Origin of the sequence: Methanoculleus chikugoensis (genome assembly GCF_900095385.1) — an archaeon.
Taxonomy (GTDB): domain Archaea; phylum Halobacteriota; class Methanomicrobia; order Methanomicrobiales; family Methanoculleaceae; genus Methanoculleus; species Methanoculleus chikugoensis_A.
The window spans coordinates 22283-38737 of sequence record NZ_FMID01000044.1; the positions used below are offsets into that span (position 1 = coordinate 22283).

The window sequence follows — 16455 nt, forward strand, 5'->3', positions numbered from 1 at the left end:
GTGAACGGTGGACCCGGGGTCCCAGCATCACTTCCGCCGTGCAGGCCTCACCACGATCGAACACGCTGCGTCGCCGGCGCAGATGGCGCTCTGATAATTCGGGGCGTAGTTCGGGTTCAGGCCGGATATCGCGGCGTTCGTGTAGGCGTGGCAGGCGTTGCAGGCTGCGAGCGGGTTTTCGCCCTCCTCCTCTGCCCGGGCGGTCATCGCACACCCGCTGACGGTCAGGAGCGCCTCTCCCGGCGCCGGGTCTTTGACCTCGTACCGGTATTCCGGCCCGAAGAGCAGTCTCGTCGCCGCCGCAAACGCTTCCGCAACCTCCCGGGCGTTCCCGAGCGGCATCCCGAAAGCACGGGCTATGACGCCCGCTTCCCGGCCCTGCTCCTCCCACACCGCCCGCTCGACCTCGTTGTAGAGCTGGTCGTCGGCGCCGTCCCTGATGGCTCTCCGGTAGGCAAGCGGCAGCGCGGAGACCTCCCGGGCGGCGAGTTTCCATCGCACGTCCACGGGAATTCGCTCGAATGTATCCATCTTCTCATCCCCTCCTTATGACGGTTTTCGGATCGGGGACGGATACACCTGCAACCCCATGAAGGTTCTCACGAATCTGCCGCCCCTCCCGGGCACCGCATAAATACTCCCGCGGACAACAGAAGGTATGAAGATCGGAGCAGTCCTGATCGATATCGACGGCGTCCTCTACGTCGGCAATCGGTCGGTCGCCGGAGCCGGGGAAGCGCTCCGGGAGCTCGACCGGCGGGGGATACCCTACCGGTTCGTCTCCAACACCACCCGGCGCTCCCGCCATTCGGTCGCGCAACGTCTGCAGGCTCTCGGCTACGCCGTCCCGGAGCCCTGGATCGTCACCGCCCCGGTCGCTGCCGCCGCACACCTGCGGGAAGGGGGCCGGACCCGGTGCTTCCTCCTCACCACCCCCGACGCCCGGACGGACTTCGAGGAGGCCGGGATCGTAGCCGTGGAGGAGGGAGCCGATGCGGTCGTGGTCGCCGACGCGGCCGACGGCCTTTCCTACGAGCGCCTGAACCGGGCGTTCCGCCTTCTTGTGGAGGGCGCGGACCTCGTCGCGCTCGAGAAGGACCGGTTCTGGATGGGAGCGGACGGGTTGATGCTCTCCGCCGGGCCCTTCGTTACCGCACTCGAGTACGCCGCCGGGAAAGAGGCGGAGGTGATCGGGAAACCCTCTCCGGCGTTCTTCCTGCGTGCGCTCCGGGAGATCGGGGCCGGGCCCCGCGAGGCGGCGATGGTCGGCGACGATATCGTTACCGATATCGGCGGCGCCCGGGCCTGCGGCATGAAGGGCATCCTGGTGAAGACCGGCAAGTACCGGGAAGAGGCCGTCCGTGCTTCAGGCATCGAGCCCGACCTCGTCATCGACTCGCTCGCTGACCTCCCGGAGTATATCTGATCCTATGCGGCGACGAATCCTCACCGCGCTCACCCTCGCCGCCGCGATCCTCGCGGTCGGGTGCCTGGGCGGCCTCCCCGGGCTTGGAGAGCGCCGGGGAGAGGTCGTCCCGCCGGCGATCGTGCCGGTCGAGGGGGCGGCCCCGGGGGAGGCGCCGGTCTATACCTTCCCCTTCGGTGACGGGGAGGAGACGATCCGGATCGAGCCCGACCCGGCGGTCTACGCCGGTGCGAAAGAGGCCGACCGGCAACTCTACCTCTACGAAGACCTCGCGAAGGAGGAGTGGATCCCGATCTATTACCTGGCGTTCGCGAACGACCCCCACCAGGAGCCCTTCTATATCGACCTGCTCGCGGCTCTCCGCGAGATCCGGGACCGGGAAGAACTCGACGACGATCGTTACCTCGAACTGATCGCCGTGTTCGTGCAGTCGATCCCCTACAAAACCGATGCCTCGACGACCGAACCGAAGTTCCCGATCGAGACCTACATGGACGGCGAGGGCGATTGCGACGACAAAAGCCTCCTCCTCGCCGCGCTCCTCGCACGGGAAGGCTACGGGGTCGCGCTCCTCTACTTGGGGGAGGAGGAGCATATGGCCGTCGGGGTGAAGAGCGCCGGGTGCCGTTACCGCAACACAACATATGCCTACATTGAGACGACGAACAGGAGCTACGCGGGCATCCTGCCTGCAGCGCTCGCGGACGGGACGGCCCTCTCCTCCGATCCGCTCGTGATACCGGTCGGGGATGGAGACGGACTCTATGCTGCCTGTGAGGAGATTGAGACGATCGAGCGTGCCCTCTCCGCATCGCGCGACAGGGTCGGGGAACTCGAAGAGGAACTTGCGGTGCGCACCCACGAACTCGATGCGGACCGGGGGGCTCTCGCGGCCCTGGACTCAAAGATGGCGGACCTCTCACGGTCGGGGAATATCCGGGAGTACAACCGGCTCGTCCCGGAATACAACCTGATGGCCGGCGACTACAACGACGCGGTAGAGGCCTACAACGTCATGCTCGATGAGGCGGAGGCTGCCGTGAACCTCCACAACCACCTCGCCGGCCACGCCCACGACCGGCCCGGGTCGTACCTTTTAGCCCGCGAGTATCTTACGGGGTGACCGGGAGAGGACTTACGCGAGGCTCTCCGCCACAAGGAGGGGTCGGTTTGCCGGGGCGTCGGAGGCGAAGTACGCCGCCTTGCGCATCTGGCTGCGCCGAACAACGGTCGGATACCGGGCGGCCCGCTCGGCGATGCAGGCAAACGTTGAGAATGCAGATTGTTCCATACATCAAACGGGGCGAGGGGCCTACTTAACCGTAGGCCGCGTGCGGGGTGAAAGTGAACTGCCGGAATTCCGCCCCAAATCCCGGCCCCAATCCGAATAAGAGTCTTACTAAACCGGCAAATCCTCAAAACCGGTGCATTCCGACCACCTGCCGGCCGAAACAGCAACAGTTCTGTTGGCAAGTGTTAATGTATCCCCTGACAAATACATGAAACGGAGTGCCGTATGCTGGATATCAGTGATTTGCACGTGGAAGTGGATGGCACCGAGAAACTCCACGACATCAACCTCCATATCGGGCAGGGGGAGACCCATATCCTGATGGGGCCGAACGGCTCGGGAAAGAGCACGCTGCTCAAAGCCATCATGGGGTTCGGCGGCTACACGATCACGTCCGGGTCCATCGTTTTTAAGGGAACGGATATCACCAGGATGCCGATCCACGAGCGCGCCCATCTCGGGATCGGCATGATGTTTCAGCACCCACCCGCGATATCGGGGCTGAAACTCGGAAAACTCCTCACCGCCACGTCTCATCTCGGCAGCGACGCGATCGAGGCGCTCGCGCAGACGGTCAATATGGAGCGCTTTCTCGCCCGGGACACCAACGTCGGGTTCTCCGGCGGCGAGATCAAACGGAGCGAGGTTCTGCAACTGAAGGTCCAGCAGCCCGATTTCCTCATGCTCGACGAGCCGGAGAGCGGTGTCGACCTCGAGAACATGGGCCTGATGGGCAAAGAGATCGCGAACCTCCTCGAAAAGGATGTCCATATCGTCAACCGCCGCAAGAGCGGCCTCATCATCACCCACACCGGCTACATCCTCGATTACCTCGAGGCCGACCAGGGTCACGTGCTCATAGACGGCCGGATCCGGTGCCACGGGAACCCCCGCGAGATCCTGCGCGTGGTCAAAGAGAAAGGATACGGAGAGTGTCTGCGTTGCAAACAGATGTAGGCGACATCGAACGGCTACCGGAGAAAGACCGGGAACGCCTCGCCCTGACCGGTCTCGAGGTCGGGATGCAGAACCGGTGCGGGAGCTTCTTTCAGATCGACCAGAACGTGATCCAGACCACCTGCGGGGCGGAAGGGATCGAGATGATCCCCATCAAGGCCGCTCTCGAGAAGTACGACTGGGTGAAGGACTACTACTGGAACGCCGTTCCGAAGGATAAGGACAAATACACAGAATACCTTGCAAAACAGGAGAATCCGCAAGGCCTCGTCGTCATCGCCCACGAAGGGGTGAAGGTCGAGATGCCCCTCCAGGCCTGCCTCTTTCTGCGCGACGAGCCGGTGCAGCACGTCCACAACCTCTTCATCGCGAGAGAAGGCTCGGAGATCAACATCATCTCCGGCTGCGCAAGTTCCTGGCAGAAGGAGCACGGGGCGCATATCGGGGTGACCGAGATCTACGTCGGCAAAGGCGCCAAGGTCACGTCCACGATGATCCACAACTGGAACCCCGGGATCAGCGTCTTCCCGCGGAGCGCCACCGTCGTCGAGGAAGGCGGAACCTTCCTCTCGAACTACGTCTGCATGCAGCCGGTCAGGAAAGTCGACATGTACCCGACGGCCCGCCTGATCGGGAGGAACGCCGTCGCCCGGTTCTCGAGTATCGTCGTCGCGACACCGGGATCGACCCTCGATCTCGGCTCCCGCGCCATCCTCGGCGCCGAGCATACGAGCGCCGAACTGATCACCCGGGCGATCACCACCGGCGGCACCATCATCTCCCGCGGTCACATCCTCGGCGAGAAGGACGAGACCCGGGGCCATATCGAATGCAAGGGCCTGATCTTAAAGGACGGGATCGTCCACGCCATCCCCGAGATCGAAGGAACGCTGACCGGCACCGAACTCTCCCATGAGGCTGCGGTCGGAAAGATCGCCCGCCACGAGATCGAGTATCTCATGGCCCGGGGGCTCTCCGAGGAGGAGGCCACCGCAACCATTATACGCGGGTTTCTGGATGTGAAGATCAGCGGTCTGCCTGCAGTCCTGCAGGAGCAGATCGACGCCGCGATCGACAAAGCTGAATCAGGATTCTGATCCGGGAGAAGGTATGACGACGGCCGACCCCTGCCAGAGGGAGCGCGAGGAGATGGTGGAGTTCCAGATCCGGGCGAGAGGGGTCAGGGACGAGCGGGTTCTTGCCGCGATGGAGAAGATCCCCCGCCACCTCTTCGTTCCGGAGAACTGGGAGCGTGCCGCCTACGAAGACCGGCCGCTCCCCATAGGCGAGGGGCAGACCATCTCCCAGCCCTACATCGTCGCCGTCATGACTGAACAACTGGAGATCCGCTCCCACGACCGCGTCCTCGAGATCGGGACCGGCAGCGGCTACCAGGCGGCGATCCTCGCCGAACTCGGCGGGAAGGTCGTCTCCGTCGAACGCCTGCCGGAGCTCGCCGACCGGGCGCGGGAGAACCTCGCCCGGGCAGGGGTCAGGGGTGTCGAGATCGTCGTCGGCGACGGCACACAGGGTTACCCGCCGGAGGCACCCTACGACGCCATCATCGTCACGGCGGCATCGCCCGATATCCCCGGCCCCCTGGTAGAGCAACTCGCCGAAGGCGGGCGATTGATCGCTCCCGTCGGGCCACGGGAATGCCAGGACCTCGTCAAACTCGTCAAACGCGGGGCGAGAGTGGAGACGATCCCGCTCGGCGGCGTCTGCTTCGTGCCGCTGATCGGGCAGTTCGGGTGGCAGGGAGAGGTATCCCCGTGACGATCTACGACATCACCCGGGACCTCTCCGGGGATGCCGTCCTCTACCCGGGAGACGTCCGGCCCCGGTTCCGCGAGATCGACAACGGACAGTATCGCGTGACCGAGATGGTGCTCGGGAGTCATACCGGGACGCATATCGACGCCCCTTCGCACTACATTGAGGGAGGACTGACGGTAGACGAGATCCCGCCCGCGGTGCTGATGGGGCCCGCACGGGTGCTCGACTGCAGCACCGCAGGCGGGATCATCGAACCGGGTCATCTCGCCGGCCGCCTCGACGGCGCGAGGACGATCCTCGTAAAGACCTGGTTTTCAGGGCGGCGGGAGTTCGACCCCGGGTACCCGGCGCTCTCCCCCGAAGCGGCGGAGATGACCGTCGAGGCCGGGATCGTCTGCCTCGGGATCGATACCCCGTCGATCGAGTCGTTCAACGGCGACGGTTCCGTCCACCGCCTGCTGCTCGGGAGCGGAACGGTCATCCTCGAACTCCTCGATCTCTCCGGCGTGCCGGAAGGAGACTATCGCATGACGGCGCTCCCCCTGCGGCTCAAAGGTATCGACGGGTCGCCCGTGCGGGCAATCCTGTCGGATGTGGAGGAAGAACCATGAGTTTCTGGAACAGTGCAATCGAGAGGCTGGAGACGATCCTCGCTGACAGCGGGTGCGAGGACGGTATCGTGACGCTCAGCGTGAATCACGACGCGGACATCTGCCAGTACCCGAAAGGCGTCGCCATGGAGGGACGCTTCGGCGGGCGGAGCGGACAGTTCATCACGAGCGAGCCGGTCCGGGCAAACACCCGGATCTCCTTTATGTTCGGTGCGCCGCTCAAAAATCAGAAGCAGCGGGGCGCGGCAGGCGCGATCGTCAACACCGTCTCGGCGTTCCTCTGCCTGGCGCGGAGACTCCAGCCCTGCACCCCCGACTGCTACGCCCCCTGCCTTGCGGAGCTCTCCCGCGAGGTCGCGGGAAAACGGGTCTACCTCGTCGGTCCGATGCCGGTGCTCGAGCGGGCGCTTGCACCGCAGATCGTTGATACGCCGGAGGCGGCCGATATCCTCCTGGTCGGCGGAGACGGCATGACGAGCGATGCGGGGGTCGCCTGCATCGACGAGTACCGGGACCGGAAACGGATGGTATTCCTCGGACCCTCGGCCGCCGGGGTCAGCGGGCTTATCAATCTCGAGCACTGGTGTCCCTACGGACGATGAATACCTTTTTTTAGGAAAGAAAGGATTATACAAGAATATGCTTTTCGGCTCTTCCGGCATCCGGCAGGAGTTCGGCCCCGGCCTCGTCGACCTCGCGCTCCGCGTCGGAGCGGCCGTCGCAGCCGGGGCTTCGGGGATCGTCGTCGGCCGGGACACCCGCACGACCAGCGAACTGCTTGAGCACTGTGTCGTCTCCGGGATGCTCTCGGCCGGTGCAACCGTTTATTCCTGCGGGATCGCGCCCACGCCGACGGTCGCGCACGCTACGCGGAATGCGGACGCAGGATGCATGATCACCGCCTCCCATAACCCCGAGTCCTACAACGGGGTCAAATTGCTCAACCCCGACGGGTCGTCGTTCACCCTCCGGCAGCAGGCGGGGATCGAAGATGCGCTCCGCGCCACACACTGGAGAACCTGGGACAAGCAGGGGCATGCCCGGCCGATAGACGCGGTGGACGCGCACCGGGAGGCGATCCTCGATAAGGTCAGTCTCTCCCGTCCCACCACGGCCGTGCTCGACTGCGGCAACGGTGCCGGAAGCGTCATCACCCCCGATCTCCTCGCCGGGATGGGGGTAACCGTGATCGGCCTGAACTGCAACGTCATGGGAAGGTTCTCCCGGCCGTCGGAGCCGCTCGAGGCAAACCTCCCCTACATCGGCGAGATCGTCCGGCGGCGGGGTGCGGCGTGCGCGGTGATCCACGACGGCGACGCCGACCGGATGATGGCGTTCGACGAGCGCGGCCGCTATATCGACGGCGATCACCTCCTCATGCTCTTTGCGAAATATCTCGACCGCAAACGCGTCGTCACCACCGTCGACGCCTCGATGGCGATCGAGGAGGTCGCAGAGGTCCGCCGCACGCCGGTCGGCGACAGTTTCGTCTCCGAAGAACTCCTCTCCTGGGGGGACTTCGGCGGCGAGGCGTCGGGGAGCTGGATCTTTCCCGAGCACTCCTACTGCCCGGACGGGATCTACGCTGCGGCCCTCCTCTGCGAGATCGCGTCGGAGTGGTCGATCGCCGAGGAACTCGACCGGATGCCCCGCTACACCCTTCTGCGGGAGTCGTACCGGATCAACGTTCCGCGGGAGGTCATGGGGGCGATGGGGGCCGATGAGCCGACGCACGGGGTCCGGTTCGAGGATGAAGACGGCTGGTACCTGATCCGGGCAAGCGGCACCGAACCGAAGGTCCGGATCACGGCCGAGGGAAGAACACCCGCAAAGGCGAAAGAAATGCTCGACGCGGGGCATGCCGCCCTTGAGAAGGCGAAACATACTCTGGAGTAATATATGCAGTGTGTCGTACTGGCAGCAGGAGAGGGGAAACGGATGCGGCCCCTGACCGCCCGGCGCCCGAAAGTGATGCTTCCGATAGCAAACCGCCCGATGATGGAGCACCTGGTCGTCGCGGCCCGCGATGCAGGAATCACCGACTTCATCTTCGTGGTCGGGTACTTTGAACGCGAGATCCGAAACCACTTCGGGGACGGCAGCAGCCTCGGCGTGAAGATCGCCTACGTGACCCAGCGCCACCAGCTCGGTACCGCCGACGCACTGCGGGTGACGGCAGGGTTGATCGACGACCGGTTCCTCCTCTTGAACGGGGATATGATCCTCAAATCCGGCGATATCAGGAAATTCTGCCGGATGGATGCCCCATGCGTGGGAATTCACGAGACCGACCACCCGCAGGACTACGGCGTGGTGACCGTCGAAGGGAACCGCATCACCGGCCTCGAAGAGAAGTCCGAGGAGCCGAAGAGCAACCTGATCAACGCGGGCGCTTACCTCTTCGACCCCGGTATCTTCGACCTTCTAGCGGGCATCAAGGTATCGGGCCGGGGCGAGTTCGAGCTGACCGACGCGCTCGATACCTACATCGGGGAGGGGACGCTCAGGGCATACCCGCTCGCCTACTGGCTCGATGTGGGGCAGCCGTGGGATCTCCTCGACGCAAACGAAGGGCTTCTCGCCTCGATCCACCACGAACGGCACGGCGCCGTCGAGGACGGATGCACCGTCCCGGAGACGGTCAGCATCGGGAAAGGGACGGTTATCCGGGCAGGAACCTATATCGAGGGTTCCTGCGTCATCGGCGAGAACTGCGTCATCGGTCCTCACGCCTATATCCGGGGCTCCACCGCCATCGGGGATAACTGCCATATCGGGCACGCGACCGAACTCAAGAACTCCATTATCATGCCGGGGACGAAGATCCCCCACTTCAACTACATCGGCGACAGCATCGTCGGGAGCGGCTGCAACTTCGGGGCGGGCACCAAGGTCGCGAACCTCAGGCACGACAACGGATCGGTGAAGGTCTGCGGGAAGACCACAGGACGGAGGAAGTTCGGCGCCATCATCGGCGACGACGTCCTCTTCGGGATCAACTGTTCGGTCAACGTCGGGTGCCTCGTCGGCAGCGGCAGCCGGGTGGCTCCTCACTCCTTCGTCGAAGGGTGCGTCGAGGAGAACTCAGTCATCAGGTGATATGATGCAGGCAGTCATTCTGGCAGCGGGAGAAGGGAGCCGTCTGCGGCCGCTGACGAGGAGCAAGCCCAAGGCCATGCTCCCGGTCGCGAACCGGCCGATCATCGAGTACGTCATCGACGCCCTTCTCGAGAACGGAATCCGCGATATCGTGGTGGTGGTCGGCTACCGCAAGGAAGAGGTCATCCGGCACCTCAACCGGCTCGACGCCCCCATCCAGGTCGTCGTGCAGGAGCGCCAGCTCGGAACCGCGGATGCTCTCCGGGCTGCCGAGTCGGAGATCGCGGACGACTTCCTGGTTCTTCCCGGCGACAACTACATCAACGCCGGATCGATAGCCCGGATCAAGGAGGAGCGGAACGCCATGCTCGTCGCCGAGCACCCGAACCCCTCGAACTTCGGGGTCGTGGTGATCAGGAACGGCATCGTCCGCGAGATCGTCGAGAAACCCGAAGACGCCCCGACGTTCACGGTATCGACCGGGATCTACTCCTTCACCCCCGACGTCTTCTCCTATCTCCAGACGAACGAGATCCCCGACGCCCTCTCCGCCATGATCGCGTCGGGCCGGCGGATACGCGCAATCCCGGCAGACGACTGGCAGGACGCCGTCTACCCCTGGGATCTCCTGAAACTGAACAGCCGGATGCTTCGGGGGGTCAGGCCCGGGATCGCGGGGGAGGTCGATGCATCCGTCATCCGCCGGGGCACCGTGCGTATCGGCGCCGGAACGACCGTGGGGCCGAACACCGTCATCTATGGTCCCGCCGTCATCGGGAGCAACTGCAACATCGGCCCGAACACCGTGATCATGCCCGATACGAGCATCGGCGACCGGGTGGTGCTTGAACCGTTCACCTACGTTGCCGACTCGCTCATCATGAACGACGTCACGATCGGGTCGCATTCGAGGATCGTCTCGGCAGTCCTCGGCCAGGGGTGCATCCTCGCCGACCATACCACCACCTACCCCTCCGCGAGTTTCATCGAGGTCGGAGGCCACGTCCAGAAGGAGGAGTTCGGCGCAGTCCTCGGTGAGGGAGTACGCGCGGCACCATTCACAACGTTTAAGAACTGCATCGCAGGTAACAATGTCACCGTCGGTGAGCGGAAGACAGTGGTCGGCCTCATCGAGGACGGCACGCGGGTGATGTAGATGTGCGGGATCGTCGGCTATATCGGGAGACGGGAGGCAACCCCGATCCTGGTCCAGGGTTTGAAACGGCTCGAATACCGGGGTTACGACTCCTTCGGCATCGCGACGGTCGGGAGCGCGATCGAGGTCTACAAGAAGACCGGCCGCATCTCGGACGGCGAGGCCGGAGCAGCCAATCTCACCGGATTCACCGGGATCGGGCATACCCGGTGGGCCACCCACGGCGAGCCGAACGACCTCAACGCCCACCCGCACACCGACTGTTCGGGAAGGATCGCCGTGGTGCACAACGGGGTCATCGAGAACTACGGTGAACTGAAACGGCAGCTTGAAGAGCGCGGCCATACGTTCCGGTCGGAGACCGACACCGAGGTGATTGCCCACCTCGTCGAGGAGCATTACGACGGCGATCTCCTCGCCGCGGTCAACGCGACCCTCCCCCTGCTCCGGGGCTCGTACGCCGTCCTCGTGATCGCGGAGGACACCCAGCAAATCGTCGCCGCCCGCGACGCGAGCCCGCTCGTCCTCGGCGTCGGGGATGCCGAGATCTTTGCCGCCTCGGACATGACGCCGCTTCTAGAATACACCGAACGCGTGATCTTCCTCGAAGACGGCGACGTTGCCGATATCGCGCCCGGCCGTTACACCATCTACCATGACGGCCGGGCGGTGGAGCGCCCGATCGAACTGATCAACTGGTGCGTCGAGGATACCCGGAAGGGCGGGTTTGCCCATTACATGCTTAAAGAGATCTACGAGCAGCCCCAGTCCTTCTACGAGACCATCAGGGCGGGCATCGACGACCGCGTGCAGCGGATGGTCATGGAGGCCGACGAGATCACCCTGGTCGCGTGCGGGACGTCCTACCACACCGCCCTGGTCTTCAAGTACCTGGCCGAACCGCTCTGCGGCATACCGGTGCGGGTCGAAGTGGGGTCGGAGTTCAAGTACTTCACCCCGCCCCTCCACGGCCTCGTGATCGCGGTCTCGCAGTCGGGGGAGACGGCGGACACAATCGCCGCCCTGAAGATGGCGAAAGCCCGCAACTGCCCGACGCTCGCCATCACCAACATGCAGGGGAGCACGGTCACCCGGGTTGCGGACGAGACCCTCCTGATGCGGGCCGGCCCCGAGATCGGCGTCGCCGCGACCAAGTCCTACACGGCGCAGCTTGCGGCGCTGATGCAGATCGTCAACCTCCGCTGCGAGGGGGCGTTCGACGATGCCCTCTCGCACGCGCACCTGGCCATCGGTGACGTTCTCCTCCAGGATATCCACGAGGCGGTCGCCCTCTGCTCGAAGGCCGAGCACGTCTTCTTCGTGGGAAGAGGACCGTTCTACCCGGTCTCGATGGAAGGCGCCCTGAAGATGAAGGAGATCAGTTACGTCCACGCCGAGGGGTATGCGGCGGGAGAACTCAAGCACGGGCCGTTTGCCCTGCTCACCCCCGAGACGCCGGTCGTCGCCGTCTGCACCCCGGGCCCGACCTACGGCGTGATGGCCTCGAACATCAAGGAGATGAAGGCGAGGAAAGCCCCGGTCATCGCGCTCGGGGTTGCCGGGGATACGGAACTCGCCGAGATCGTGGACATCTTCATCCCCATTCCGAACACGCACCATCTGGTGCAGGTGCTGACCGCGTCGGTCGTCCTGCAGCTGCTTGCCTACCATACCGCCTGTGCCCTGCAACGGGACGTCGACAAGCCGCGGAACCTGGCAAAGAGCGTGACCGTTGAATGATAGAGTATGGACGTAACGCCCTCGGCGAAGGGGCGACGATATTCGAGCCGGTGACCGTTGGGTTTCCCTCCCGCGACCGGATGGGAGAGAAAGATTACCCCGGCACCACCATCGGGAGGGGCGCCGTCCTCCGTTCGGGCACGATCATCTACTGCGACGTCGTGATCGGCGACGACTTCCAGACCGGGCACAACGTGCTGATCCGGGAAAAGACGACCATCGGCGACCGGGTCGCGATAGGGACGGCGGCGGTGATCGAGGGCGACTGCACGATCGGCGACGACGTCCGGCTCCAGAGTCTGGTCTACGTCCCCACCGGCGCCCGGATCGGCAACCGGGTCTTCATCGGCCCGAACGCCGTGCTGACGAACGACCGCTACCCGCCCGGCCCGCACGAGTCCCTCCGGGGGCCGGTGATCGGGGACGACGCCGTCATCGGTGCGAACGCGACGATCCTCCCCGGCGTCGTCGTCGGTGAGGGGGCATTCGTCGCCGCGGGAGCGGTGGTGACGAAGGACGTCCCGCCCGGGATGCTCGCGGTGGGGACACCGGCACGGTTCCGGCCGCTCCCCCCTGAAGCGAGGCGGTCCCAGTGAAGATTCCCGTCGCCCGGCCGCTTGTCGGCGAGGAGGAGGTCGAGGCTGTCGCCCGCGTGATGCGATCGGGAATGCTGGCCCAGGGGTCGGTCGTCACGGAGTTCGAGTCGCGGTTTGCGGATTACTGCGGCGCCGCTCATGCCGTCGGCGTCAACTCGGGCACTGCAGCGCTCCACGCGGCCCTGCTTGCTGCAGGCATCGGGCCGGGTGACTCGGTGGTCGTTCCGGCGTTCACGTTCTTTGCGACGGCGTCCAGCGTCTCAATGTGCGGGGCGACGCCGCTCTTTGCGGATGTCGATCCGGAGACGTTCAACATCGACCCGGACTCCGTCGCGGCCCTCATCCGGCCGGATACCCGGGCGGTCATCGGCGTCCACCTCTTCGGGCAGCCGTTCGACGTCGGTTCCGTTCGCGAGGTCTGCGACGACCACAACCTCATCCTCATCGAGGACGCGGCCCAGGCGCACGGCGCGGAATACCACGGGAAGCGGGCGGGGAGCCTCGCCGATCTCGCCTGCTTCTCGTTCTACCCCACGAAGAACATGACCACCAGCGAGGGGGGCATGGTCACGACCGACGACGACGCCCTCGCGGAGCGGGTCCGGCTCCTCATCAACCACGGGCAGAGCCGGAAGTACCTCCACACGGTTATCGGCTACAACTACCGGATGACGAACATCGACGCCGCGATCGGCCTCGTGCAGCTCGGGCGGCTCGAAGGGTTCAACGAGCGCCGGAGAAAGAATGCTCGCTACCTCGACCGCCACCTCGCGGGCACGGGGCTCGCGACGCCCTGCGTCGCACCGGGCGTCCGGCACGTCTACCACCAGTACGTCGTGAAGGTTCCCGGCGATTACGCGCTCTCAAGGGACGCGTTCATGAGCGCCCTCGCGGATCGGGGGATCGGAACCGCCGTCCACTACCCCATCCCCGTCAACCGGCAGCCGGTCTACGAGAACGAGCGCGCTTCCTGCCCGGTATCGGACGACCTCGCGGCATCGGTCGTGAGCCTGCCCGTCCACCCGGCGGTGACGGACGAGGATCTCGCGTATATCCGCGATACGGTGCGGGGGCTTCCGTAACCGGGTAGCGGCCCGTACACGACCTCAAACCGCCCGGATCCAGTCTTATTTCCTGTCCTCGTGACCAGAAGGCATCGCCAGCGGCGCGTCTTGAGATACGAACGATCGCTTTCGCGAAGGGAGAGGAAAGAGCACCATACAACTAGAAAAAGGAGAACGCAATGAGGACGAACCACTTCTTCTATTCCCAAACGATAAATACCAATCCCATAGATTAATTTCATGCTTCTCTGGATCGGCCTGGGGCTCCTCGCGGCTGCGGTCGTACCCTACGTCATCTTTGTTATCGGGATCCATATCGGAAAAAAGCCGGAAGAACCGCCGGCACTCAGTGAATACCCCCCGATAAGCATCGTCATATCCGCCTATAACGAAGAGGCCGTAATCCGGAAGCGGGTCGAGAACATTCTCGTGTCCTCGTATCCGGCGGACCGGTACGAGGTGATCTTCGTAGACGACTGCTCCTCCGACAACACCAGAGCGCTTGCACTGGACGCCTTCGAGAAGGCCGGCATCGATCACCGGATCATCGCGAACACGGAGCGCCTGGGCACGAATCGGTCGTACAACAAAGCAATCTTAGCGGCACGTTTCCCGATCGTCGTCACCACGGACGCGGACGTCTTTTTCGAGCGCGAAGCTCTCGAACGCCTCATCGCCCGGCTCGTCAGCGATGAGCGTATCGCTGCAGTCTGCGGCGACCTTTACCCCCTTCCCGGCGACGGGTCCCACCCGGCGCAGATGGAAGGCGCTTACCGGAACTACTACGGGCGGATGTGCAGCTGGGAGAGCGCCGTCGACTCCACCTACGCCTTCAACGGTGCGCTCGTCGCGTTCAAGCGCGACCTGGTGACCCGGATCGATGACCGGCGCGGGGCCGACGATGCAAACACGGCGTTCGAGGCGATCCGCCGCGGATATCTGGCGGTGTACGAGCCAGGCGCCCGGGTATACGAGGACGTGCCCCCGGACTTTCATCGGCAGTACCGCCAGAAGATCCGGCGGGCGACGCACCTGATCGAGGCGACGATCTCAAATCTCGATCTCCTGAGGCATCCCCGCCCGTTTTCGCGGTTCTTCTATCCCCTGCGGATCTACATGTACCTCGCAACGCCGGCCCTCTTCTTTACCGGCAGCGTCCTCTTCGTTGTAGGGCTCGCCCTTGCATTCCCGGTCCTCGCCATCGGGGTGCTCGGCCTCTTCGCTCTGATTGGTTACTTCCGGAGGGGCAGCACGATCGTTTCCTTCGCCACAAATCAGGTTTATCTGGCAAAAGGACTGCTCAACCTCGGAAAAGACATGAGGGTATGGGAGAGCACGTCTAACAAGGTGGGGACCGGGTAGCCGGCCCTGTTACCCGGGTTCACCGACGACCGGTTCCGGTCGCCATCAACAAACTCTATTCTATGTAACTCGGAGATACTTCCGACCGGATTAACGTGCTGCGCGGAACGCCCTGCCGGATTATGTTTTCAATAATCCACTGCACCCCCGTCAAAACCCCACTGCAGTGAAGCCGGGATCATCTTTAACTACTTCTAATCGATCGCAAGAGCGCAAGATCGATGAAGATCCTCCTCGTCTCCACTCAGGACTACATCCACCACCCGATCCCCTCGAGGCACCACAACATCTTCGAGGAGCTCGCGACACGGCACGAGGTTCATGTCCCGCACTTCCATGTCAGCCGGGGCAAGGAACGCGAGACCCGCCTTCACGTCCACGAGGCGACGCGGTTTCCCGTCGAGAGCCCGTTCCTTCACTATACCCTGAACGCACCCTGCCACTACCGGGTCATCAGCGAGATCATCCGCGACCACGATATCGACGTTGTCGTCGGGGCCCATGTCCTCGCAGGGACGGCGATGGTCAAAGCGGCGAAGAAGTACGGCGTTCCGGTGGTCTTCGACCTCAAAGACTGGTTCCCCGACTCCGCCGCCGCTTACTACAAAAACCCCGCCGTGAAGTGCCTGCTCCAAAAAGGCGTCCTCGCCATAACCCGCTACAACCTCGATCACAGCGATGTCGTCACGACGGTCTCGCCCGGACTCGTCGAGAAACTCAGGGTCTACGGCTACGAGGCCGAACTGATCACGAACGGCGTCGACACCGACCTCTTCCGCCCGACCGACGATGGGGCGATGCGCTCGGCCCTCAATATCGCCCCCGATGCCTTTGTGCTCGGGTTTGCAGGGGCGGTCGAGCGGTGGTACGCCCTCGACGAGGTGATCCGGGCGTTCCCGAGTATCCTTGAGCGGCACCCGAACGCGGAACTCCTGATCGTCGGGAGTTCGCTCTTCACCGGCTACCTGGACGAACTGCAGGCACTCGCTGCCCGGCTCGGGGTCGCCGGCCGGGTGCATTTCACCGGCGCCGTCGACTACCACGACCTTCCCGGCTACATCGCGCCGATGAACCTCTGCCTCATCCCGCTCTCTCCCCCCCAGTGGGTTGATATCGCGCTCCCGAACAAGTACTTCGAGTACTCGGCATGCGGAAAACCGATCCTCTCGACCCCCATCCCCGACATGCTCCGGATGGCCGGCGACAATATCTCCGTCTACCGGGATAGAGTTGAGTTTCTCGACCGGGTCGACGAACTGGCACTCGCCCCGGGGTGTACCCGCCCCGGGATCGAGGAGCACAGTTGGAAGAAGAAGGCCGAGGCGTTCGAGAGGATCTTCGAGCGGGTGGCGGGAACACGCTGAAATTCGCTCGTTT

16 protein-coding genes and 1 pseudogene are annotated in these 16455 nt (G+C 64.1%); 15 read left to right on the top strand and 2 right to left on the bottom strand.

Features of this window, described 5'->3' with window-relative positions; translation table 11 throughout:
• Positions 1-27: 27 nt before the first annotated feature.
• A complete protein-coding gene (locus L21_RS09030; protein ID WP_074370152.1) occupies positions 28-531 on the bottom strand; it encodes a hypothetical protein in 504 nt (167 codons plus the stop codon).
• Positions 532-658: 127 nt separating this feature from the next.
• Here L21_RS09030 and L21_RS09035 point away from each other — a divergent pair, with 127 nt between their 5' ends.
• Together L21_RS09035 and L21_RS09040 are read left to right on the top strand one after the other, a co-directional pair.
• Positions 659-1426, top strand: coding sequence for a TIGR01458 family HAD-type hydrolase (locus tag L21_RS09035; protein WP_074370153.1), 768 nt, complete (start codon positions 659-661; stop codon positions 1424-1426).
• A 4-nt stretch (positions 1427-1430) separates the two neighbouring features.
• On the top strand, positions 1431-2549 hold the full coding sequence (locus L21_RS09040) for a hypothetical protein (RefSeq protein ID WP_074370154.1): 1119 nt from the start codon (positions 1431-1433) through the stop codon (positions 2547-2549).
• A gap of 12 nt (positions 2550-2561) precedes the next feature.
• On the opposite strand, the gene L21_RS14155 is transcribed toward L21_RS09040, so the two are convergent.
• A complete protein-coding gene (locus tag L21_RS14155; protein ID WP_178377711.1) occupies positions 2562-2717 on the bottom strand; it encodes a hypothetical protein in 156 nt (51 codons plus the stop codon).
• 225 nt (positions 2718-2942) lie between these two features.
• Here L21_RS14155 and L21_RS09045 point away from each other — a divergent pair, with 225 nt between their 5' ends.
• From L21_RS09045 to L21_RS09105, 13 genes and pseudogenes are all read left to right on the top strand, one after another.
• Positions 2943-3674 carry an ABC transporter ATP-binding protein gene (locus L21_RS09045; RefSeq protein ID WP_074370155.1) on the top strand — a complete coding sequence of 244 codons (732 nt, stop codon included), beginning with the start codon at positions 2943-2945 and terminating at the stop codon, positions 3672-3674.
• Positions 3650-4771 carry a SufB/SufD family protein gene (locus L21_RS09050; RefSeq protein WP_394329528.1) on the top strand — a complete coding sequence of 374 codons (1122 nt, stop codon included), beginning with the start codon at positions 3650-3652 and terminating at the stop codon, positions 4769-4771. Before L21_RS09045 ends, L21_RS09050 begins: the two co-directional genes overlap by 25 nt.
• A 13-nt stretch (positions 4772-4784) precedes the next feature.
• Positions 4785-5450 (top strand): protein-L-isoaspartate(D-aspartate) O-methyltransferase, encoded by a 666-nt coding sequence (locus L21_RS09055; RefSeq protein ID WP_074370157.1) that lies wholly within the window; start codon positions 4785-4787, stop codon positions 5448-5450.
• Positions 5447-6061, top strand: a complete 615-nt coding sequence (locus tag L21_RS09060) for a cyclase family protein (RefSeq protein ID WP_074370158.1) — start codon at positions 5447-5449, stop codon at positions 6059-6061. The genes L21_RS09055 and L21_RS09060 overlap by 4 nt, the downstream gene beginning before the upstream one ends.
• Positions 6058-6663 (top strand): hypothetical protein, encoded by a 606-nt coding sequence (locus L21_RS09065; protein WP_074370159.1) that lies wholly within the window; start codon positions 6058-6060, stop codon positions 6661-6663. The genes L21_RS09060 and L21_RS09065 overlap by 4 nt, the downstream gene beginning before the upstream one ends.
• Before the next feature lie 37 nt (positions 6664-6700).
• The gene (gene glmM, locus L21_RS09070; protein ID WP_074370160.1) at positions 6701-7957 is read left to right on the top strand and encodes a phosphoglucosamine mutase; all 1257 of its coding nucleotides are present in this window, start codon (positions 6701-6703) and stop codon (positions 7955-7957) included.
• A gap of 3 nt (positions 7958-7960) precedes the next feature.
• Entirely contained in the window at positions 7961-9160 is a 1200-nt protein-coding gene (gene glmU, locus L21_RS09075; RefSeq protein WP_074370161.1) for a bifunctional sugar-1-phosphate nucleotidylyltransferase/acetyltransferase, read from the top strand.
• Between the two features lies 1 nt (position 9161).
• Positions 9162-10316: a bifunctional sugar-1-phosphate nucleotidylyltransferase/acetyltransferase gene (gene glmU / locus L21_RS09080; protein WP_342764773.1), complete on the top strand. Its 1155-nt coding sequence runs from the start codon at positions 9162-9164 to the stop codon at positions 10314-10316.
• Complete coding sequence (gene glmS / locus L21_RS09085) at positions 10317-12056, top strand: glutamine--fructose-6-phosphate transaminase (isomerizing) (protein ID WP_074370163.1); 1740 nt, start codon at positions 10317-10319, stop codon at positions 12054-12056. It abuts the gene before it with no gap.
• The gene (locus tag L21_RS09090; RefSeq protein WP_074370164.1) at positions 12053-12652 is read left to right on the top strand and encodes an acyltransferase; all 600 of its coding nucleotides are present in this window, start codon (positions 12053-12055) and stop codon (positions 12650-12652) included. Before glmS ends, L21_RS09090 begins: the two co-directional genes overlap by 4 nt.
• Positions 12649-13734, top strand: coding sequence for a DegT/DnrJ/EryC1/StrS family aminotransferase (locus L21_RS09095; protein WP_074370165.1), 1086 nt, complete (start codon positions 12649-12651; stop codon positions 13732-13734). The genes L21_RS09090 and L21_RS09095 overlap by 4 nt, the downstream gene beginning before the upstream one ends.
• Positions 13735-13956: 222 nt before the next feature.
• Positions 13957-14865: pseudogene (locus tag L21_RS09100) on the top strand (glycosyltransferase); the annotation flags it as partial.
• Positions 14866-15299: 434 nt separating this feature from the next.
• Entirely contained in the window at positions 15300-16442 is a 1143-nt protein-coding gene (locus L21_RS09105) for a glycosyltransferase (RefSeq protein ID WP_074370167.1), read from the top strand.
• The last annotated feature ends 13 nt before the right edge of the window (positions 16443-16455 follow it).